We start from the raw sequence: 22,972 nt of genomic DNA, 5'->3' as shown, positions 1-22,972 counted from the left end.
ATATTTTCAATTTAAATAACGCCAGAGGCACTATTGACTTAATCTTTTGAATAACTTAAATAAGGTGACTAACTTAATAAGGTCACTAATACTGCATTTTGCGCATGCATGCGGTTTTCTGCTTGATGTAAAATCAATGAACCTTCGCCATCCATCACTTCATCTGTCACTTCCACACCACGATGTGCTGGCAAGCAATGCATAAAGAATTTAGCACCAGCTTGAGCCATTAGCTCACTATTAACTTGGTATGGTGCAAAACGGGCTTTAATGTCAGCAAGCGGTGTTTCATCACCCATAGAAATCCAAGTGTCGGTGTAAATAGCATCATGGCCTTCAATGGCATTAATGTCTGCACTTAGAGTTAACTTGCCACCATTTTGCTTTGCTAACGCCTGAGCTTCTGTCACGATTAGTGCATCAGGGAATGCCCCTTCAGGGCAAATTACTGTCATGGTCATGCCTAAAATCGCTGCACCATAAATCAGTGAGTGGGTGACGTTATTACCATCGCCAACATAAGCCAGTTTTGCTTGGCTTACGTCATCAAATTGCTCTGATAGTGTTAAAAAGTCAGCTAGCGCTTGGCATGGATGGTACAAGTCAGACAAAGCATTAATCACCGGCACGCTGCCATGTTGAGCTAATTGTTCGATGGTGGTGTGCGAGTATGTTCTTGCCACAATAGCATCGGCCCAGCATGAAATGTTTGTCGCAAAATCAGCTACCGTTTCGCGTTGTCCCAACGCACCATTTTGTTGGTCTAAGTATAAGCAGTGACCACCTAATTTATTAATGCCAATGTCAAAGCTGACTCGGGTGCGCAGTGAAGGCTTTTCAAACAGCATCACAACGCTTTTACCATCTAAAGCACGACGGTACTCAGCGGGGTTATTCTTAATTTTTTTAGCCAGATCAATGATGGCTAAAAGCTGAGATTGAGTTAACTCTTTTATCGACAATAGGTGCTGCATATACTACTACTCCATTAAGGTTGTATTTGAGTCCCGACGGACCCACCTTTGACTAAGGTTTTTAACTGTTCGGCATCGCGCCATGAAGCAACTTGCACGGGTTTACCTATCCATTGAGCAACTTCCAATGCGGCTTCTACTTTGACTTTCATGCCTTTTTCAATCACACCTTGGGCAACAAGATGTTCAATTTCACTTTTGTTTAAACTATGAATTAATTGACCTTTACCATCTAACACACCCGATACGTCTGACAATAACACCAACGTACCATTAACTAATTTTGCTAAGGCTGTTGCGGCTTGATCTGCGTTGACGTTTAACATTTCGCCTTGGCTAGAAATGGCAATCGAGCTACAAATTGGCATCCAGCCCTGGCTTAAAATAAAGTTTAAGTAGGTCGCGTCTTTTGGCTCAACTTCGCCTACGAGTCCTAAACGCTCATCTTTGATTTTTGCAGTAACAACATTGCCGTCGCCTAAGCTCATGCCTACGCTAACAATGCCAGCTTTAGCTGCAGCTGCTTGTAAAATTTTGTTTGAGGTACCTGCTAGCGCGCCAACAATAATAGGAATTTGATCTTCTGGCGTAACACGTAAACCGTCTAATTTAACCGTTTCTTTGCCATTAGCGGTTAATTGCTCATCAACCAAACAACCACCGCCATGGACTAATATGACTTGTTGACCCGCAGCAAGCATTTCGGCTGCTGCCGCCATTAAACGCGCCATGCCCATTTCGCATTGAAGCAACGCACCACCGACTTTTAAAACTAATACTGATTTTGTAGCCATTATTTTTATTCCTTCACTAATGCGAGTTAATTACACACCGAAATGGATTTTAATGCACTGTAGACCTTGGCTAGCAGCACCTTTCATTAAATTGTCTATCGCACTGGCGACCACTAAATAACCGCTGTTGGCATCATATTTCCAACCTAAATGACAATTGGGGGTGTTAACCACATCATCAACTTTAGGGAATTGATTGTGCTTTACTGTCACTATTGGCGCGTTGTCGTACACGCTATACGCTTTAGCGACATCGGCTTCTGTAGTGCCTGGTTTTAGTTGCACGGTAATGGTTGCCAAAATACCACGCTTAAAGTTGCCTAAATGCGGCGTAAAAATAACTTCCTGACCTAAATGTGTCGCAATCTCAGGCTGATGTCTGTGACCCAATACACCGTATGGCGTAAGGCTAACTTCGCAGAAACTGGTATGTAACTGTGCTTTACGACCTGCACCTGTTACACCACTCACGGCATTAATTACTGGATACATTTCAGTTAAGAATGGTTTAAGCGGTTTTAGTGCAGTAAGTGATGCCGTAGGATAACAACCTGGTACAGCAATCATTCTTGTTTGTTTAATTTGTTCGCTGTTCCACTCTGCTAAGCCATACACCGCCTGAGCTAATACATCAGGGTGAGTATGTTCAAAACCGTACCATTTTGGATATTGCGCCACATCGGCAAAACGATATGCACCGCTTAAGTCAAATACCGCTAAACCTTGCTGGTAAAACCATGCGGCAAGCTCTAGGCTAACTGAATGCTCAGTCGCTAAAACCACGGCATCGGCTTCGGCAACAATTTTCTTTTTAGCGTCATCTGATAACGGCGAAAGCGTATAAGCCATGTGACTATATGTAGGGTAAAGGTCGGCTAATTTACGGCATTTATCTAAACTGTTTTCCGACACATACAACCCTTGAACGCTGAAGTTGCTGTCTGCGTTAATTAACGAGGTAATTTGTGCACCGGTATAACCACTGGCGCCAATAATTGCGATGCTTTTCATAAGTTTGTTTTCTTGTTAAATAATGAGAGAAAGTGTCAGCATAGCCTATTTAGACGGGGGCCGCCTAATTTTGGACTATCGTCGCAGGAAGTTCGCGTTGATTATTGATATAGTGGTTTTAGCAGTAAGAAAGCACATGTTTATTTTCATTTCTATCGTTCTATTTATGGTGTCGGTTAATGCTGTTTGCTAGACTATCACACAATATTAATTATGCAATATATGTGAATAATTATTTTACATATTATTTTTTAGGATAACCCATGAGCACACTACCAGATCTAAAAAGTTGTTTTACACAGCTGATTGCAGCACCATCAGTCAGTGCACTCGAAGCAGAACACGATATGAGTAATCATGCAGTTATCAACTTGTTGCAAAATTGGTTCAGTGAGCTGGGTTTTGAATGCGAAACCCCCACGGTAGAAGACTCGCGTAATAAACAGAACTTGATTGCCAGAATCGGCAGCGGCAGTGGTGGGCTTTTACTTGCGGGCCATACAGATACTGTGCCCTTTGACGAAGGCCGTTGGAGCCAAAGTCCATTTGAGATGGTTGAAAAAGACAATCGTTGGTACGGCTTAGGCACTTGCGACATGAAAGGCTTTTTTGCATTAGTACTCGAAGCATTAAAAGACATGCCACTTGATCAATTCAAACGTCCGCTGACTATTTTTGCTAGTGCAGATGAAGAAACCACCATGAGCGGCGCTAAAGCATTTGCCGACTCAAAAGTTATCGCACCTGATTATGCGGTTATTGGTGAACCCACCAGCTTAAAACCTGTCTATATGCATAAGGGGCATTTAGCCCAAGGGATCCGCGTGATTGGTCGAAGTGGTCATTCATCTGATCCTGCTCGCGGCCTTAATGCTATTGAAGTTATGCATAAAGTCATTAGCCAGCTAATGAAGCTAAAGCAGCACTTAAGCGAGAATTATCGCGAAGATGCGTTTACTGTCCCCTACCCAACCATGAACTTTGGCCATATTCATGGCGGTGATGCCGCAAACCGTATTTGTGGTTGTTGTGATTTACACTTAGATATTCGCCCTTTACCGGGAATGGAGTTAGCGGATCTGGAATTAATGGTGTTGAACTACTTATCTGACATCAGTAAAGAGTATCCTGGCAGCATAAGTGTCAGTACTTTGTACCCAGGCGCAGAATCGTTTGCAGGAAAAGCAGATAATCCATGGACCAAACTCGTTGCAGAATTGTCTGGCAACGAAGCAGAAGTGGTCAACTATTCAACTGAAGCACCTTATATCAACAAACTAGGTTGCCAAACTTTAGTACTTGGGCCGGGCAGTATTAACCAGGCCCACCAACCAGATGAATTTATTGGCTTAGAATACTTAACGCCAACGGTAGAATTGATCAAAAAAATGATTTTTCATGCCTGCATTAAGTAAACATCAATAATCGGTGAAAGTTAAATCAAAATGTAACTTTTTTACGAAATAAAATTACAAAATACAGTGCCTGCGTATTGACCGATTTTGATACGCTGGGTATTGTGATGTAAGAGTTATTGGCAAAATCGTTCTTTTTTTCGGGAGTAAGTATGACAGAGCAAACGGCAGATATGTATGCGTCACTTCGATCAAATGTGGGGCATTTAGGCCAGATATTAGGCGAAACAATGCAAAACCATTTAGGCGATGCATTTTTAGAAAAAGTAGAACAAATTCGAATTTTAGCAAAAAAATCTCGCCAGGGTGACGAAGCCTCTCGTGAGCAAATGTTGGCATTATTAACCGCTTTACCAGACGAAGAACTGGTCCCTTTCGCCAAAGCCTTCAACCAATTTTTAAACTTAGCCAATATCGCAGAACAATTTCACACCATTAGCCGTAATTGCGACGAACTCGTGTGTGTGCCCGATCCAGTAGAGCAACTACTTGGACGCATGCTTGATACTGATTTAGATAAAAAAGATGTAATTAAGAGCTTAAAAAACTTAGACATCGATTTAGTATTAACAGCGCATCCAACCGAGATTTCACGCCGCACGCTAATTCAAAAATATGCGGCTGTAGTTGATTGCTTAACGGAACAAGAAAACAGCCAACTGACTGATCGCGAACGCCAACAAAGCACTCTGCGTCTGCGTCAGCTTATTGCCCAAATTTGGCACACCAACGAAATTCGTAACGAACGCCCAACTCCTGTAGATGAAGCACGTTGGGGTTTAAGCACTATCGAAACGTCTTTGTGGCAAGCTATTCCTGACTTTCTGCGTCAACTCAATGATCAAGTTGAGCAAAAGACCGGCCAGCAATTACCTATTGATGTCTCTCCTGTGAGATTTTCAAGCTGGATGGGCGGAGACCGCGACGGAAATCCGTTTGTAACGTCTCTCGTCACCCAAGAAGTACTCGATCGCAATCGTCATGCCGCAGCAAGATTGTACTTAAAAGATATTGTGAGCTTGCTTGGCGAATTGTCGATGGAACAAGCGAATGCTGAATTGTCAGCGTTAACAGATAACAGTAAAGAACCGTACCGCGATGTGTTACGCAAATTACGCTGCCAATTACGTGACACCATCGATTACCTTAACGCACGTCTTGAAGGTAAAAAACCTGATGTTGATACCAGCGAGCTAATTTGGCATAAATCAGATTTGCTTGAACCGCTTGAACTACTTTATAAGAGTTTGACCGATTGCGGTATGAAGCTGATTGCTAATGGCCTGTTACTCGACATATTACGTCGTTTAGCGTGTTTTGGTATTCACATGTTACGCCTAGATATTCGTCAAGATGCTACCCGCCATAGTGACGTGATTGCTGAACTGACTCGTTATTTGGGCATGGGTGATTACAACCATTGGGACGAAAATGAAAAACAAGCGTTTCTACTGCGCGAATTAACCAGCAAACGTCCACTGATCCCAACAAATTGGAAACCGACGGATGATGTCGCTGAAGTTGTCAGAACCTGCAACTTAGTCGCCCAGCAGCCAGTGAATGCACTGGGCTCTTATGTGATATCAATGGCCAGCAAGCCATCTGACGTATTAACCGTATTATTACTGCTAAAAGAAGCCGGTTGCACTAATCCAATGCGCGTAGTGCCATTATTCGAAACCCTCGCTGACTTAGAGGGTGCCGCTGACTGCATGACTTCGCTACTGAATATTGATTGGTATCGTGGTTACACCAAAGGCATGCAAGAAGTGATGATTGGTTATTCTGACTCAGCCAAAGATGCCGGCGTAATGGCAGCTGCCTGGGCGCAGTATCGTGCACAAGAGCAGTTAGTTGCTGTGTGTAAAAAAGCTGACGTTAAATTAATGTTGTTCCATGGTCGTGGCGGTTCTATCGGCCGTGGGGGCGGACCAGCTCATAAAGCCATTTTATCGCAACCACCAGGTTCGGTAGATGGTCGCATCCGTGTGACAGAACAAGGCGAAATGATCCGCTTTAAGTTTGGCTTACCAAAATTAGCGGTACAAAGTTTAGCGCTATATACCTCAGCGGTATTAGAAGCGACATTGTTACCACCACCGGAGCCTAAAAAATCGTGGCGTGATTGCATGCAGCGTATTGCTGAAGAATCAGTACTGCATTATCGCGGCATCGTACGTGAAGAACCGGACTTTGTTGAGTATTTTAGATCTGCCACACCAGAAGTTGAGCTCGGTAAGTTGCCACTAGGCAGTCGCCCAGCTAAGCGTAAAGTTGATGGTGGTATTGAAAGCTTACGCGCGATTCCGTGGATTTTTGCTTGGTCACAAAACCGCTTAATGCTACCCGCTTGGCTTGGTGCTGGCGAAGCATTACAAGATGCGGCAGATCGTGGCGAGTTAGCATTATTGCGTGAAATGGAAGAGCACTGGCCTTTCTTTGAAACTCGTATTTCAATGCTCGAAATGGTTTACACCAAAGCAGAACCTAACTTAGCCAAGTACTACGAGCTATGTTTAGTGAAGCCAGAGTTACATCATTTAGGCGAGAAGTTACGTCAACGTCTGCAATTGGGTATTGAAGCAGTATTATCATTAACCCAAGCGACAGAGTTAATGTCACATACGCCTTGGAGCCGTGAGTCTGTTAAACTGCGCAACCCTTACATAGATCCACTTAACTTCTTACAAACCGAGCTATTAGCCCGTACACGTAGAGAAGTTGAACCGTCTGCAGATGTTCAGCTAGCACTTATGCTGACCATTGCCGGCGTTGCAGCAGGAATGAGAAACACTGGATGATAACCTTGGTTAAAACCCTTGGACTTGGATTGTTATTGTTACTGACTGGCTGTGCCAGTCAGTACAGTATCACTGAGTCTGAAATTGAGCAGTACCTTAATAAAGACATGCATTTTGAAGTAAAACAGGGCAACAAGTTAATTGGTGTATCACTTAAGCTAAATGATATGCAGGTCGTGTTGGGCGCTAAGCCAAATACTATGGCAGTGACAGCAGCAACAGTGATCACAGTTAACAACCCACTTTTGCCGATCCATGCAAAGCTGAAAACGACTTTTGAGGCAGTGCCTTGGTATGACAGTAATACCAAGAGTGTCTATCTTCGACAGTTAAACTTAGTCAAGGTTGAGTCTGAACCCGCTGATATTGAACGATACATCAGCCAGGCAACACCACAACTAATGGGATTTTTACGTAATTATCTTGAAAACCAGCCAGTGTATACCTTAGACACTCGCGACAGTAATCAAGCGCTAATGGCTAAAATGACCAAAGAAATTGCCGTACAACAGGGCAAACTGGTGGTTAAGTTTTAACGTTATAATCGTAGTAGCAGAAAGCACCTTAGGGTGCTTTTTTATTGCTTCAAACTCATCTACATGCACATCGAAAATAAAGGCTAAACATCTCAAGTATCAGAAAACTGAGCATTTCCTAATCAATCAGAACCACGTACAATAACTTGGCAATATTGGAGTGCATAATAATCATGGGATAAATGATGCCGTTAATGGATGACGTAGCAAAACTAAAAGCACAACTGGCGGAGTTTACTTCACAGCAAGGCGCTCAACAGGCCGATGTAAATAGACAATTGGCTCAGTTCAGTCAACAACTTGATGCTTTGGCCCAACAGGTACAAGCGCAAAATAATAATGAACAACCGATAGCCTTGCCTGCTGAAAACTTACATGCCCCAGTGCATGAGAGTCGAGAAAACGATTCGAGCGGCAGTATCGTAGCCGATAAACCTCAATACTCGTCTTCTGCTTGGGAGCGCCAACCATTAGATATAAGTCATTCAGCGTTAACATCATCTCTATCAGAACAACAAACTTCGGTAGTCACAAAGTCACCCGCTAGACAAAGTGCCCTAAGTGCGATGGTTACTCAATTAGCTGACGCTATCGGTGAGTTCAGTGCGTCAGCATTTGCTCCCATTTCTGGGTTAACCGCACAAGCAAAAGAATTCTATCAGCATTATCAAAGTAAAGGGTTAGGGCCTGTATTTTTGATGACGGTTGCAGGCATTATTACCCTGACATTAGGTTTTGGTTATTTACTGCAGTTTTCAATTAACAACTGGTTTTCAGAACTGGGTAAAGCGTTATTAGGTTTAGGCGTAGCAAATAGTATTATTGTTGGTGGAGTATTTATTCGGCAAAAACGCCCAGGAATGCAAGACTTCGGCTCAGGCCTAGTTGGCCTTGGGCTTATTCTTAATTATTTGTGCCTATATTTCCTTGGACCGTACTTTAATCTTATTCCTGATATTGCCTGCTTTGGCTTGTTATTGCTTAATACGATATTGGGTTATAGCTTATCGTTTAAACTCGACACCAAAGTTGTCGCGATTGTCGCTTTACTTGGCGGATCACTCGCGCCATTGATGCTACTTGATGGTGGACAAACGCCGCTATTGTACCTGCCTTATTTAATGCTTATCGGTATTTGCTCGATGGTACAAAGCCACAAATTAGCTTGGCCAATACTCATCGAAATTACCGCCTTACTCCATATAGCTTGCATACAAATACTCAGCTTATTTATTCAATTGCCGCTGTCTGTCATTGATTGGCAAACCGGCCTAGCAGTATTAATGATCAATGGGCTGTTCTACCTCTACAGTATTGCCAGCTTATTATTTGTCATCAAGTCTGCATTAACACCAAGGCTGCTAGCGGTTCCAATCGCACTTATGGTTTTTACTCTCTACACCCTAACGGAGTGGAGCATTTTTGCTGGTGAGCTATTTGCACTTAATGCATTGCTGTGTGGGTTGCTATATTGGGTAATTAAACGCGATAAAGATATTAGTGCCCTAGCCTTGGCTTTTGCCGGAAGCTTTGCTGGTTTTGCCGCACTGTTTTTACTCAGCGTCGAACTGATGGGTTTAGTGCTGTTATTAGAGGGATTATTGTTACTGTGGATTGGCTGTAAACAGTTGTTTAGCCCTATTAGAGCAGAAGCCTATGTCTTACTCGTACTAGGCATAATAAGCAGCTTTGCTTACGTCTTTGATGTGCTAGCCCTGTCACGCTATGACAATGATGGCCTATTAGGATATCAAGCATTATTGATTATATCGATGGCACTAACCTGTGCGATGACTTTTGTAGCGCAAAAGCTTCTGAGCCGCCATCAAGCTGATTTAATGCAATTTGAACACCTAGTAGTACGGTTTATCCGCGAGTTACTTGGAGTGCTCTATACAGTAACCTTGTTACTCATTAGCTTCTTTATCACCGAGCAATATTGGCTTAATACATTACCATTAATCAGCTTTTTACTACTGTACATGAGTGCTAAACACACCCTACGTTTTAGCGAAGTATTAGCCTGGTTATTGCAACTACCGTTATTAGGGTTAGTTATTTTTGGCATGATAGACGCTGATAGTCTTAGCTTTGCCGACCAAGCAATGAACGCTAAATTAGCCCGTTTTGAACTCTTTATCGGATTACTATTGGCGTATTATTGGTACAAAAAATATTATGCCAATGCCAAGTTAATCCACGTTGCTTACTATGTTCAGTTAGCATGTTATCTCGCGCTACCATTACTATTATTGCCCAAAGTCATACGCAGCTATCCTGACTACATTGCTATCTCATTATGGTTAAGCAGTATGATGAGTCTAGGTTTAGCTTACTTTATTAATCACAAGAGTCTTCGCTATGAGTCGCAAATACTCACGGTATTAGCAACCATGGTTACAGCAGCAATGTGCCTAGCAGAATTGTGGCAAGGACTTGCTGCATTGACAATAGGATTGCTATTACTCGGATTAATTAGTGTACGCTATGTACAATTACCAAAAAAGTGGCAGCAAATTACTACGCTACAATGGCACATTGCTCCATATTATATTGCCTTAGTCATAGCCGTAATAAGTCAAACTCTCACTAACCTAATCCATCCATCATGGGCAATAACAGCGTTAATCATCTGTGGATATTTTAGTGTTATTACCGAAAGAAACACACGCATAGGTCAACATTTTAAGCAGGCCTTAGCACCAAGTTATAGCTTGGCGTATTTTGCTATTTTTGCTTGTGCCATTTTACCCATCCTATTTCACAGCGAAACACAACTCACCCTTAATATTGATAATGTTCTGACCAATTTAGCAGAGCTTGGAGTGCTGATTTTATTAGGTCGTTATTTGTTAACAGCAAGATTAGGTATTAGAGCACACAGAAAAATTATCTCTTATGTCACGCTTAAGTGGGCTTGGCATGCTTTATTGGTGATAAGTTATTTACTGTGGAGCTATCAATTCGACCTAATTATTGCTGCACCAATGAGTGCAGTGCTGTTAGTTGTGCATGCTAGTGTGGTGATGTTTATAAGCTTACGGCCTCAACAAGCAAGCCTAGTCAGGCTAGCAGCATTACTATTTGCTTTGGCATGTATCAAAGTGATTGTTGTTGATATGGCGTCATTTGAATTAATTCAAAAAATCGTCGCCTTTATTTTGATTGGCGTTATTTTATTAACGGTTGCTTACTTTTATCAAAAAGCGAAAAACAGTCAATTGGCTGATGACATTACAGCCTAGTCATTAAATCTAGCTTGCTTACACCAATGGTAAGCAAGCGAGAAATACACTTACTTGGCGAATCTAGGTATGGACGGGTAATCAACAATAACGGCTTCTTCAAGTAGTGCACGACGAAGCATATCGTAAGCAATTGCCGTACTCATACTTCTCACAAGCTGACGTGAGCGCTTTGGTAACTTGACCATTTGACTGTATACGCCATGTTTAGTTGCTAATGCTATAGCGACTGTTCCAACGGGCTTATCATCTGAGCCTCCGTCAGGGCCAGCAATACCACTAGTAGCTAAAGCATAATCACTATCAAGAATACCTCGTACGCCTTGCGCCATCGCCTCAACAGTATCAATAGACACTGCACCATGATCATCTAAGATCTGTGGATTAACGCCCAGCACTTTCACTTTAGATTCATTACTGTAGGTCACTAAACCATGATGCAAGTACGATGAACTCCCTGCAAAGTCGATCAATTGACTGGTGATCATGCCACCTGTGCAAGACTCTGCCACACTAAGACTAAAACCAGATTGGTATAATCGATGATGGATCTCTGCTGCTAATGTTGGCCGATTTTCAGCAACAACCGCACAACCTAATAAAGCTTTAACCTGCTTTGTTACATCAGGTAGCTGACGGATAGCTTTTTCACCACGAGCAAAAATCTTAATTTCAATGTGTGGCATAGATGAGCGATAACCTAGCTCAATGCCTTGTGGCAAAGTGATGTCTGACAATGTATCTGCTAATGATGACTCACCGTGACCAATTGTAAGTAATTTTTCTAAAGCCGATTTTTGTTGTACACCGAACTCTTGAGTAATAAACGGAATAAACTGTTCAGTGATCATGTGCTTTAATTCAAACGGCACGCCTGGAGTAAAGAATAACCATGCGTTATTCAGCTTCACTCTAAAGCCACATGCTGTCCCAACAGGATTATCTACCATCACAGCAGAAGCTGGTAACCAAGCCTGCTTTAAATTACTCTTGGCCATTACACGATTATTACGCGTAAACCAATCTTCCAAATGTTCACGCCATTGCACATTTTCGACAAGGTCTTCACCTTTAGCTTTCGCCATGGCTAACGCAGACATATCATCACTGGTAGGCCCCAATCCACCATTAACAATAATGATATCTGCATGCTTACTGCGTTCTTGGAATGCAGCAACTAGGTCATCCATTCGATCGCCAACCGTCACTCGATGTTGCATCTCGATACCTAACTCCATCAAAGTATTCGCAACCCAAGCAGCATTGGTATCGACTATTTGGCCAGAGAGTACCTCTTCGCCAGTACAAATCATTTCTAACTTCATCATTATTCCTAATCCCATGCTATTGGCACTTAAGTTAGGGGAGCAATATGTGAATGGCAAGACAATAGATCGCATTTATCCAAAATTAGCCAATAAAAGACTTAATGAATTACAACAACACAACAGTAATATCTCAAAAATAGCTAAATTGATTATTTTGATATTGATTCAATGTATTAAAGTATTATCAAAAATGAAAGACAATACAAAATAATGTCGGACAAATTACAAGGCCTATTGCCGCTTAATGAAACAGAAATGTCGCGGTTGATTTTCACATACGAAAAAGGCCTTTGCATTGCAGCAAAGGCCTTCATCTTAAGGTGGCAGTGCGGACGCTGCTTATAATAAAGAATGAACTAGTCATCTGGCGTGACTGGTCACTTTCTATTGATTGAGAGTCAACCGTCCAAATAGATTGGATGAATGCAAAGCAATACCGGGAACGTTGTTGGACCAACTAAATTAATGCAGCGCTTGTGGCTGTTGATATCTGTTCGGGCAAAATGGGTAAGCTTCAGATACAAAAAAGCCTCGTCGTTAGACGAGGCTTCTATGTAATTGGCGGAGCGGACGGGACTCGAACCCGCGACCCCCGGCGTGACAGGCCGTGCCAGCTAGATTATATTAATATTACTTACTATACGTGAATTGTATTTAATTGATTTAAAATGCTTTAACTTAATGAATACTAGTTTGACGATTCAATACAATTAAAGTAAGTTTAATTGTCACGGTCACAAAAAACTTTCTATTTAGCGATCAATAACTGATCTCTTTTGACAATAAAATAGCTAGTAAAAAATCACCCTATCCTCTTCGAGGCATTTATGACTGAGATTTGCACCGTTTTCAACGCTCGATCTGGGATAAAAGTGACTCTACATCCGCTTGCAATACCAGCTTATGACTGGTTAACAATACTTCCCAAGCTAATTGACTGGAATACACTTCCTGCGTCGTTTACAGCCTCGTTATTAAGTGAACCACTAAGAGGTGTAATGCACTACGAATCGACCGAAAAAAATAGAAAAATTAGACATAAACCAACAAAGTTTTCACTTTACGCACCACTGTGGCCAGCGCTTTACTGGCCAGCTAATCACCCTCCAGATAGTACAATTTTGATCCACAACTCAGCGACAAACCAGCCAGACGATCAAGATATTGAGCGAGCTGCCTGGCTTTCAGTACTCAGTTTGATGATGTTCTCTGTAGATAGACGTTCCATAGCAGAACTACGCGATAGTTTACAAACCCAGTTACCTGAACACCTATCACGCACGCTATTCAATAAGAAGAAAATTTCTGATGCTGATCTGTGTCGATGGACTGGTTTAACCAGAGGCACCCTCATCCAACAGCGACAACGAGGAAAATCAACCACAACAACAGTAACGACTATTGATCCGTTAGAGGCTCTGGCTCAGCCATGGAGTCAGAAACATGAGTAATATTGAAACTAAAAGCCTAACTTTCAAACGTAGATGCACCTATTTAAGTAAAACAGTAGCGCCACCAACGTTAGAACAATCAACTCGTTTAGTTATTTTTCAGCACCTGACAAGTCTGTTAACGCTACTACCGGCAGGTTTCTGGACTCATTTCGATGTCTTACGTCCACAAAGCAAGAAACTCAAACAAAAATGTGCACCAACTAATCCAGAAGTGCCTAGTAGAATTGTTTTTAATAAACTCAAAACTGAGCGAATGTTGACTGAATGCCCTTATGCAGCAGCAATATGTACTCCTTTTCCTAACTCCAACTCAGAGCACGAGCATCGCTATCGCCGTTATCAAATCTTAGTGATTATGAGTTGCCTGAAACTCTATCTGGTGGGGCAGCACAATTCCGCTATTGAGAATGCACTGCGGGAAATAAGGTTAATGGCCACGGATCTTGATCACGTCCCTCTTCTCACACTGCTTCCAAGCTTCGACGATGATACTTCCATGCTTGAGTTATTTAGCTCGATGAGAGAAAAAAGAAAAGATCTCAGTTCGGCATTGCTCCAGAGAGGTATGAGTTTTCTCTATATCGTAATTTACGATGCTTACCGAATGTCCAAGGGAATCACTCGCCGCCGAGAACCTGAATTTAAACCTCAAGTTGATCATCACATCGAGTTCATTCCCCTTGAAGCAACAGATGAAACCGATTTGATCGTTCGACAACTTGAAATTACATCTCACACGAACACTGTCGAATTAGAAGATGAATCTCTACTTGTACGATCAGGCAAAGTAATTTGCGTGGTTGAAGGCAATACCCCTCATCAATCTCAAGCTTTAAAGGTGATACAAGGAAAACGGCTTGCTGAAGCGCTCAGCATTCGCCAACTAGCTCTACCTTGTAGCATTGAACAATCAAGCGACTATGATATTCAACAACTCATAAGTTGTTCTGTCGAAGCTCTTACCATTCATAATGAGCATTTTTTGAGTGCTGCTTGGCTCCTATTTTCACTTGTTAGCGGTCGTAGCCCAGAAGTATTTAATCGTAATCCAGCTGGAAAATCACAACTGAAATTGTTACGTGAAGTCCCCTGTTTAGTCATTCAACATAATGTACCTGCAACCACCCAATCTAGCGATTACGCTCACTTGCTGAATGATGTCGTGCCAAACTTAATCTTACCTATCCCATCTTTTCTAAGTATTTTAATATCAACAAAAGAAATGGATCCCAAAGAGTTGGGTAGTTTTATACAACATATCAATGACCGTCACCAAACACGCCTAACTCTAGGCCGCATTATACGGTACTTAGAGTTTTGGTTTATCAATCAGGGAATGGATAGAGCCGAAATAGCCCTAATCCGAGGTGAAACCAGTAAAAGTCGCCCAGCTCTCGCATATAGTAACTTAGATGCAGATGCCATTATCAGTCACCATAACCAATACATTCGGCATATTTTTAAACTCGCTAAAATTGATTTGCAACTACCTAAATTGCGTCCGACTCAAAAAACGTTAGGAAGTCGATTAAATCTACCTAGCCCTCTATTACACAACCTATTCAAATTGCTCTCACCACCAGCACGACCAAATCACAAAGCCCGATTAGATGAATTTATCCGATTTCACAATTATTATATATGCTATGTTTGGGCCCTATTAGCTTTCAGCACTGGTCATCGAGATGTTACTGCCCCTATGGGACGCCTAAGTGATTTTAACCCGAACCAAAATACATGGTGGATAAGCGATAAAGAGATACGTCATGGCCTATCAGCACGAACTGTCATTATCCCACCGATATCTGCACAGCAAACAGAACACTATTTGGAACATTTAAGGACATTATCTCAGCGTTGCCGATTCAGTGCTCCAATTCTTGCAGCTCGCTGTCAGACCGCATTAGACAGTAGTCAAAATCTACTTTTCGCCGTTTATTGTAGTAATGAGGGCCAGATCCATACGACCGATTTATCGCCAAGCCAACTCAATATCTTGCTGAATAACAAACTACCGTGGGCACACAATTGGCCTAGACATCACCTACGTAGTGAGCTCAAGCGAAATAATATTGCACCTTCACACATTGATGGGTGGATGGGACATGAAGAAATCGGTGAAGAAATGTTTGGCCGCTACAGTGTTCTGTCAATGTCCGACATGCACCATATTGCCAGCACGATAGAGCTCATACTAGAAAAACATCTGATAGAGGCCCTTCCAGGATGCCAAACCCATTAATTTTGGCCTCTGGCCGACATGACTTAATGCTACAAATGGGACGCGAATTACGTTTGGCAAACCGCCAAAAAGAAGACGAACATACCCTACGAGCTGCAATGGATATTTTTCGCCGACATCTCCCTGAAATACTCGAAGAACCACCTAGTACGGATAATTTTAATATAAAGTGGCCAATAATTGATGCCGAGATGGCAAAAGAGCTTAAAAGTGAGACAGCCTACCGACGTGCTTATTCGTTTATTTGTAATAAAATAGAGGAAGGTAACCGGCAAGGTATCTGGAGTATTGTCACTCCACCAGCTTACATTACTTTACGTCGTCAACGGCCACTACGAACCGAGTCTTGGCATAATAGAACCAATCAGATTGCTAACATCGCACAACAATGGCAACAACGTCTACTTTATCCCAATCCAACACCAAATCAATTGTTTGCCCAATGCCTAATTTGCGGTCTACTTTATGGTGGTCTTAACCGACCAGCGTTATGGCCGGCACTCGCAAAAACGTTGATAGATGCAAAACCTTTCCAAGGAAATAGAGAGTTTGCTTGGTTAACACTGCAAATTAACGCACAAGACGTCACCACGACCAATTATTACCGCAATGAAAATGGCCAATCAGAACCACAAGCCATCAGTGAAGTACATTATGTGCCAGATCCGATCAGCATGGGCTTATTACGAAGATTTTTACTCATACGCACTAACGAGTGGCAAGTACCTAAAAATATCGATGATTGCCACAACCTCATAGAACAAGAACTCGGAACAACACTCAGCATTACCGCTCTACACCATGGAGCAATATCGATAACCGAGCACCTACCAGGTATAAATTTACCACAGGTTTTATTAGAGTACGCTATTGGCCGCTCGCCAAGTGCTTCACTACCGAGCCCATATTTACAGCGTTTGTTCTGCCCTGATATTCATGAGTGTAGTGAAATGCAATATAACCATTTCAATTCAATATTTTTACTCAACCAAGTTAGTAACTGGGAAAAAACCCCTTTTGCGCGCAGTAAACGCCCTTTTCTACTACACAAACTTAAAGAAATCTTTCACCATGACGCTGCCAGGCCTGTCGGTAAACGCGAGATAATCAATCAACTTAATTCAATCAATAGTCCTGATCTGACCCTAAGTGAACAAGTATTGTTACAATGGTTACTCACCCACCTTACCGAACGTGACAATGCCGTATCAACCGCAAAAGCCTATCTAGATTCAATCGGTCAGGAATGGATCGCTAGCACACTGTTGTTACCACTGGATGCTTACCACGGGGAAGAGTTTTGTGAACTCTATCAAAGCATACTTAATCGCCCTAAGAGTCAAAAAGCTAGAGAGTATAAGGCTGGACGGCTAGAGGATATGCATCGATTTGCTGTCAGTCGCTTCCATTTTGAGCCTCTACCAAACTCCCTAATTGAAAGTGACCGTAGCATACCCCATGTCAGCGCATCTGTTGTTGATGAACCACTCTTTGCAGCCCTGCTAATACAAGTCGATCAGTTCATCGACATCGATGATCTACAGCGACGAATGCTTAAGAGTTTCCTCATCATGGCCTACCGCACAGGTCTACGGCCTGGGGAAATTGCAAAATTACGCCTCAAAGACATTGAACCGTCGAGCATAGGTTGGATCTTTGTTCGTGAAAATTGCCATGGACATAACAAAACAGATGCGGCGCTTCGCAAAGTGCCACTCTTTATATTACTGACACCAGAGGAGCACCCTACATTAACAAACTATATCGGCGAACGGCGCTTACTCGCATCGACCAATTCTGAACTGATATTTCATAAACAAGGCAACCCCCGAGACCCCATAGATACTAAGCATCTGTCGCTCATGGTGAAAAAGGTACTCCATGACCTGAGTGGCGGTTTATATTATCGCCTCTATCATCTACGACATAGTGCCTTATCGCGCCTGCAGTTATTGTTGCACCATGATCTAACTACACTACCAGCTCAACTGGAGCGCACCATGCTGCCTTATTCTGCAGCACAGCAGGTTGACATTTTGCATCTTATTGCGGGGAAAAGACGGGGGCGAGATCGTTATATGGCGTTGGCAGTTTTTGCGGGGCATAGCAGCCCAGAGATCACTCTTAGCACATATTTACACTTTACCGACCTCTTACTGGGTTGTCATTTAGCGACTAATCAGCAATCTATATCATTAGCAGATAGTCGATATTTCCTGGGTATTAGCACATCAAAAAGTACAATACTCATCAAGCAAGCCACCATCACACCAGCAAGATTACGCTCTTATGTGCTAAAGCGGATCGGTGAGTTTCAGAGTACTATTAAACAGAGCCGTATAGCGAAATCAATATCCCTACCAGCCCTACAAGAATCTAGTCATTATTTGCAAAGCGGTGCGGTACTCGCAAGATATCAATCTGGTCATGACTACAGAGATATTGCTTGGTTCTACGGCCTAAAAGATAGTCAAGTACAACGCTGGTACCAAAGTGCATGTCAACTACGTGAACTCATAACCCTCAAACTCACTTCGCGCTTGTTTCCAAAAAGTCGTGCTCATATGATAATGCCTGCGGAACCTAACTATATTGATGAAAAACAGGATGTAGCTAAAATACTTGCAGCTTGCCAAGCGATGCGTAAAGATCCCATTCAATTTAAGGAACTTAAATGGGCCATTAAATATAGCCTACTTCATTGCAACAGCTCTCGTTCAGGCATTCGATTTAGCGACCCACTCTTCTTTAACAAATTTATGGCGGTGGTGAGTCAACTCCTTCCCTGGAAACGCTGGCGCTTAAAATTGCACTATCCCAAAGGTAAGATGCTTAGTGAATGGAAGTGTCATGACAAGTTACAAATAAATGTGAAAGTATTAAGAAAAATTCAGCAATTTCCAGATGGACTGGGTATTTTATTACTACGCCACACTAACGAGAAAAAACGTATTGCACAGGGCTTAGAGCATTATTCTTCACACAGTCTGCGCTATGTATTTCATCGATTAGCCATTATTTTATTTACTGCAAGTGAGATCAAGCGCTGGCAATTAACCCCACTTATTACTAACGCGTGGCTACTGGTTGATACTATAGAAGAAACAACACTTGTAAAACTGCACTCACTCGACCAGTTGTACGACAAAGCAACCCCTTATGAAAAACACTTATTATCAAATATCAAACTGGAACTTTTTGATGGATTTGACCCTGAAATGTATGATTATATTCGAGATGCATCAACTCATGCTTTAGATCAGTGGATATACCAGGAAAGCAAGGATATAGAGTGACACGAATGTCACTCATAATAATGCATTAGCTTAGTCGCTTATACATCAATGCATCTCTAGGTGACTTTGCATACCAATAATAGTGAGGTACATTGGCAAACGCTCGGCGCCAGTTACACACATCAACTGATAAACGATCGCACATATGCACTATTGTTGAAGGAAGATAAGCATCGGTCTGATGCCTAAATTTGATACTCAGGCAACTGCTAAGAGCCTCAAATAATTTAGGCGCTGACTGCCGTAATACCGTTAACTGTTTGGCCAATACCATGAAATTAAATGATTCATGTTGTCCCAAAACACCATGTGCGCCCTGCACGTTATAGTAAAGGTGTATTTTACCGATATCATGCAGTAGCCCACCAATAAATGCCACACTCACACTTAAGGGTTCTAAACCGTGCAGTAAACTCAAAGCTGCTGCTGTCATAGCGACTTCATGGCTATGTTCGATCAAACCACCAGCGTAATCATGGTGGTGGTGATGGCTCGCCATTGCAGTGAGAAATGGCAGCATCAATTCGTCATCAGCCAGTACACTTTTATAGAATGATCTCAGGGCTGGGCTTGGCAAGTAATTCAACATCCCCCATATATCACGTAGCAAAGATTCCTTACCTGCTGGGACCCATGCAAAATGACGAGTAATCACCGCAGCATCTTCAATTTCCTTTATGACAACAATGTGATTGATGGCAAATACACCTTTGCGAACATCCAATTCAGCAATCAATAATTGCCCAAAAGGACAAACATGTGCCATTGTCGAAGGTTCAAGCCATATTGAGATATCCTGAGTAGCCGAAGTAAAATGCCAGCATTCCAGATCTTGCTCCACAGTTTGGCGCTGTCCCCATAATAATTCAGCAGATGTAGCATGTTCTAGGATCATTTTCATTCTACATCCTCCTGATCTAATTCATCTTGCAGCAGTTGCTCGAATGCAGCACCATCACGACCAACTAAATTTGGCACATAACGAGAATAGACCCGAAACAGCATACTAGTATTGGCGTGCCCAAGTTGCCGTGCTATCCATTCAGGACTCTCACCTGCCGCTAGCCACAAGGTAGCGGCGGTATGACGGGATTGATAAGGATTACGCTTATGAAGACTAAGCGAAGACAATAATGGATACCAAACTCGTCGGGTAACATTACGATGATTGAGTGGTTCCCCATTTCGAGCGCAGAATACAAATAGGCTCTTTTCTCCTGAATAATCCCATTGAGCGCGTAAGGCGTCATACACTCGCTGGCTCATCGCAATCGTCCGATGAGATCCGCTGGTTTTTGTCGGTCCAACTTGCCCTCGCACCAAAGACTGATGGATATGGATTAGTCGCGCCCCAAAATCCACGTTATCCCAAATCAGGCCATCGGCTTCACCCGTACGCAATCCGGTGAAAAATCTAACCGCATAATAAGGCCGAAAATCAGGCCGAACACTATTCAAAATAAAAGTCACTTCTTCCAGTGTGAAAGGCTGCACATCAGCCCTTGGCATGGGCAATGCTTTTATGTTTCTCCACGGAGACCCAAACTCCAACCGCTCTGCGGCCTCATTCAAAATTAGTCGCAAGTAAGTCATGATGTGATTTATTCTGGATGCTGATAACCGCTTGCCACTAACAGCATCCACTTCACATAACCTCAAACGGAACGCTAAAATATCGCATTTAGTCACCGCTCCGATTGCAACTTGCTTAAAATTAGGCTCAAGATGGCAGCGTAAAATACCCTCGACAGTTTCAATTTGACTTGCTCTCCACTCGACTCGTTTCTCTGCTAACCATTGTTTGGCAAAGACTGGGAATAGCATTTTCTCACCCGTAGCACGCTCAGCAGTCTGTTGAGCGATCAATTCAAACGATGCAATTTTAGGGCTATCTGGAAAATGATGAGCATAATTAAAAGTACCAAATTTTATTTGCTCCTCAAGCATCATCAATAACTTAGACAGTTTTTTCCGATTAGTGGGATTATCAATCAATTTAGTCTGCTCTCTGCAACGAAGTCCTTTATAACGAAAATCTAAGTAAAGTTTACCGTCACGACAATTTACGCTACCCATAATAATCTCCTTACATCAAGCCAATAACATTATGAGCCGCAAGTCCTTGTAGCATCGACTCTTCTACTCGCTCCCAGATGTAAAGAATTTTGCGACCACCAAATGGGCGAATGTAATGAACACCTTCAAACAGCACAGCGTCCTTAAGGCACTGTCTAATCGTCCGGGCATCGTATTTAATCCGTGATGAAAGCTCATCAGTTGTAAGGTAAGTATTCATAATACACTCCAAATTGAATCACAAAAGAGTCATTTGACTCATCTAGGAGTAATATGGCTCACAAAAATTCAATAGTCAATACATTTTGCATCATGTATGAGGCATTTGATACAATCATGATTAAAATGACGTATGGATACTATAATGATCAGAGTTTTTTTAATAAAATTATTAGATGAAAAATCGTTTCATGAAAAACGACGTATAACACTTTCGGAGGTAGGCGAGAAAACTGGCATCAGCCGAGCCACCTTGACTCGAATTGCAAACGTATCTGGCAACGTAACCAATACAGACACTATCAATGCGCTGTGTAAATACTTTGCTTGTCAACCTGGTGATTTATTGGCTTATGTAGAAGATGAGAATGCAGATGACGAAGAGACTGAAAAAAATAATTAGCTATAGCTATAATAGTCATTTGCTGAAAGTAAAATTTAAGACGCTACTATAAAAAAATTATTCAATAAATAAAGATACTCAATACTTGCGGAGAGAGGCATGAAGCAGAGTTTTTGAGTATCTATAACAGTTGAATCCATTGGGTTAGAAACCTACTAAGCACAAGTCACCTTAAATGTTACCAGACAGCATATAAGTTAATGCACATGGAATACCATTTAACCCAGAATAAAAATGCTTTAAAACAGCATTTTTGTCTTTTAAACTGTGTAATCACCTGCTGGTCAATTCTCAGTACTGGGTACTTCAACTTGGATTTTGACATATATTATTAAATCGATACTATTCAACGGTTCCCTTAAGAGGTATCTTGGATTTAGATTTCAGTAAACCAGCGTTACATACAATAAATTGAATCCATATCATCATTTATCAGCAAGTGATCATTTTACTTATACGGATTTAATTCAATGCGGCGATACAGTAATAGGTCATCGACTTCAAAATCTTCCTAAGCAAAGTGAATCTTGGAAAGCACTCAGTGCCCTGGCCACTTATGTACTCGACCCCATTGTCGATCAATTTGGTCCAATAACGCTAACTTACGGGTTTTGTTCACCTGAACTCGCACGACTTATTGCAAAAAATGTTAATCCCCACATTGCGCCACATTTAGATCAGCATTGCGCACACGAGCTTAATACTAAGCAATATTTGATTTGCAAAAGACTTGGCGCAGCATGTGATTTTCCCATTAACAATACAGCAATCTCCATGCAACACGTCGCACTTTGGATATGTCAAAACCTACAATTTGATCGTCTCTACTACTATGGTAAGGACCGCCCATTACACATTAGCTTTGGCCCTGAACAAAACCAATTTATTCAAACTATGAAAACCAATGCCGACACTGGCCACAGAGTACCGTCTAAAAAAGGCCGTGACGACTTAGCCATAACGGTTATTCAGCAAGTGGATTATTAACAGTAAAACGAGGCAGTATGGATAAACCTCAAACAGAAATAGATAAAACGTCGCAATGGCTAAGCAGTAAAGACACCATGCGACGGCTAAAAGTATCCTCTTGTCATTTAATGCATATGCGCCAAGCAGGAAAAATTAACCACAAAAAACAAGGCAACAGTTTTTGGTACTTAATCGAACAAAAGTAAACG

The 22,972-nt window shown here is 42.0% G+C and carries 17 protein-coding genes; 10 read left to right on the top strand and 7 right to left on the bottom strand.

The genetic code is table 11. The features are described from left to right. Positions 1-68 precede the first annotated feature (68 nt). From AAEY97_RS03020 to argC, 3 genes are read right to left on the bottom strand one after another with little or no spacing between them, the layout of a single operon-like run. Positions 69-974, bottom strand: coding sequence for an ornithine carbamoyltransferase (locus AAEY97_RS03020; protein ID WP_162022034.1), 906 nt, complete (start codon positions 972-974; stop codon positions 69-71). A gap of 14 nt (positions 975-988) precedes the next feature. Continuing rightward, entirely contained in the window at positions 989-1,768 is a 780-nt protein-coding gene (gene argB, locus AAEY97_RS03015) for an acetylglutamate kinase (protein WP_350996499.1), read from the bottom strand. 30 nt (positions 1,769-1,798) lie between these two features. Then, positions 1,799-2,779 carry an N-acetyl-gamma-glutamyl-phosphate reductase gene (argC, locus tag AAEY97_RS03010; RefSeq protein ID WP_350996496.1) on the bottom strand — a complete coding sequence of 327 codons (981 nt, stop codon included), beginning with the start codon at positions 2,777-2,779 and terminating at the stop codon, positions 1,799-1,801. Between the two features lie 263 nt (positions 2,780-3,042). Here argC and argE point away from each other — a divergent pair, with 263 nt between their 5' ends. From argE to AAEY97_RS02990, 4 genes are all read left to right on the top strand, one after another. Continuing rightward, positions 3,043-4,194 (top strand): acetylornithine deacetylase, encoded by a 1,152-nt coding sequence (gene argE, locus AAEY97_RS03005; protein WP_011635680.1) that lies wholly within the window; start codon positions 3,043-3,045, stop codon positions 4,192-4,194. 152 nt (positions 4,195-4,346) lie between these two features. Then, positions 4,347-6,995, top strand: a complete 2,649-nt coding sequence (ppc, locus tag AAEY97_RS03000) for a phosphoenolpyruvate carboxylase (RefSeq protein ID WP_350996493.1) — start codon at positions 4,347-4,349, stop codon at positions 6,993-6,995. Continuing rightward, positions 6,992-7,531, top strand: a complete 540-nt coding sequence (locus tag AAEY97_RS02995) for a YceB family lipoprotein (protein WP_162022032.1) — start codon at positions 6,992-6,994, stop codon at positions 7,529-7,531. The genes ppc and AAEY97_RS02995 overlap by 4 nt, the downstream gene beginning before the upstream one ends. A 185-nt stretch (positions 7,532-7,716) precedes the next feature. Next, positions 7,717-10,776, top strand: a complete 3,060-nt coding sequence (locus AAEY97_RS02990) for a DUF2339 domain-containing protein (protein WP_350996807.1) — start codon at positions 7,717-7,719, stop codon at positions 10,774-10,776. A gap of 50 nt (positions 10,777-10,826) precedes the next feature. On the opposite strand, the gene AAEY97_RS02985 is transcribed toward AAEY97_RS02990, so the two are convergent. Continuing rightward, positions 10,827-12,101 (bottom strand): CinA family nicotinamide mononucleotide deamidase-related protein, encoded by a 1,275-nt coding sequence (locus AAEY97_RS02985; protein WP_350996804.1) that lies wholly within the window; start codon positions 12,099-12,101, stop codon positions 10,827-10,829. Positions 12,102-12,931: 830 nt separating this feature from the next. Here AAEY97_RS02985 and AAEY97_RS02980 point away from each other — a divergent pair. The 3 genes from AAEY97_RS02980 to AAEY97_RS02970 are packed head-to-tail and all read left to right on the top strand — an operon-like array spanning position 12,932 to position 19,096. Next, entirely contained in the window at positions 12,932-13,555 is a 624-nt protein-coding gene (locus AAEY97_RS02980) for a hypothetical protein (RefSeq protein ID WP_350996490.1), read from the top strand. After that, complete coding sequence (locus AAEY97_RS02975; protein ID WP_350996488.1) at positions 13,548-15,800, top strand: hypothetical protein; 2,253 nt, start codon at positions 13,548-13,550, stop codon at positions 15,798-15,800. The genes AAEY97_RS02980 and AAEY97_RS02975 overlap by 8 nt, the downstream gene beginning before the upstream one ends. After that, positions 15,785-19,096, top strand: a complete 3,312-nt coding sequence (locus AAEY97_RS02970; RefSeq protein ID WP_350996485.1) for a tyrosine-type recombinase/integrase — start codon at positions 15,785-15,787, stop codon at positions 19,094-19,096. Before AAEY97_RS02975 ends, AAEY97_RS02970 begins: the two co-directional genes overlap by 16 nt. Before the next feature lie 25 nt (positions 19,097-19,121). Here AAEY97_RS02970 and AAEY97_RS02965 read toward each other — a convergent pair whose 3' ends face one another. The 3 genes from AAEY97_RS02965 to AAEY97_RS02955 are packed head-to-tail and all read right to left on the bottom strand — an operon-like array spanning position 19,122 to position 21,395. Beyond that, positions 19,122-19,997: an HD domain-containing protein gene (locus AAEY97_RS02965; protein ID WP_350996482.1), complete on the bottom strand. Its 876-nt coding sequence runs from the start codon at positions 19,995-19,997 to the stop codon at positions 19,122-19,124. Then, a complete protein-coding gene (locus tag AAEY97_RS02960; RefSeq protein WP_350996479.1) occupies positions 19,994-21,172 on the bottom strand; it encodes an Arm DNA-binding domain-containing protein in 1,179 nt (392 codons plus the stop codon). The genes AAEY97_RS02965 and AAEY97_RS02960 overlap by 4 nt, the downstream gene beginning before the upstream one ends. Before the next feature lie 10 nt (positions 21,173-21,182). Beyond that, complete coding sequence (locus AAEY97_RS02955) at positions 21,183-21,395, bottom strand: hypothetical protein (protein WP_502959431.1); 213 nt, start codon at positions 21,393-21,395, stop codon at positions 21,183-21,185. Between the two features lie 141 nt (positions 21,396-21,536). Here AAEY97_RS02955 and AAEY97_RS02950 point away from each other — a divergent pair, with 141 nt between their 5' ends. From AAEY97_RS02950 to AAEY97_RS02940, 3 genes are all read left to right on the top strand, one after another. Next, positions 21,537-21,794, top strand: coding sequence for a helix-turn-helix domain-containing protein (locus tag AAEY97_RS02950; RefSeq protein WP_350996473.1), 258 nt, complete (start codon positions 21,537-21,539; stop codon positions 21,792-21,794). Positions 21,795-22,205: 411 nt separating this feature from the next. Beyond that, positions 22,206-22,781, top strand: a complete 576-nt coding sequence (locus tag AAEY97_RS02945; protein ID WP_350996470.1) for a hypothetical protein — start codon at positions 22,206-22,208, stop codon at positions 22,779-22,781. A 17-nt stretch (positions 22,782-22,798) separates the two neighbouring features. After that, entirely contained in the window at positions 22,799-22,969 is a 171-nt protein-coding gene (locus tag AAEY97_RS02940) for a hypothetical protein (protein WP_350996467.1), read from the top strand. The last annotated feature ends 3 nt before the right edge of the window (positions 22,970-22,972 follow it).

It is taken from the genome of Shewanella sp. TB7-MNA-CIBAN-0143 (assembly GCF_040310065.1).
Lineage (GTDB): Bacteria > Pseudomonadota > Gammaproteobacteria > Enterobacterales > Shewanellaceae > Shewanella.
This window is presented reverse-complemented; position numbering and strand designations above follow the sequence as displayed.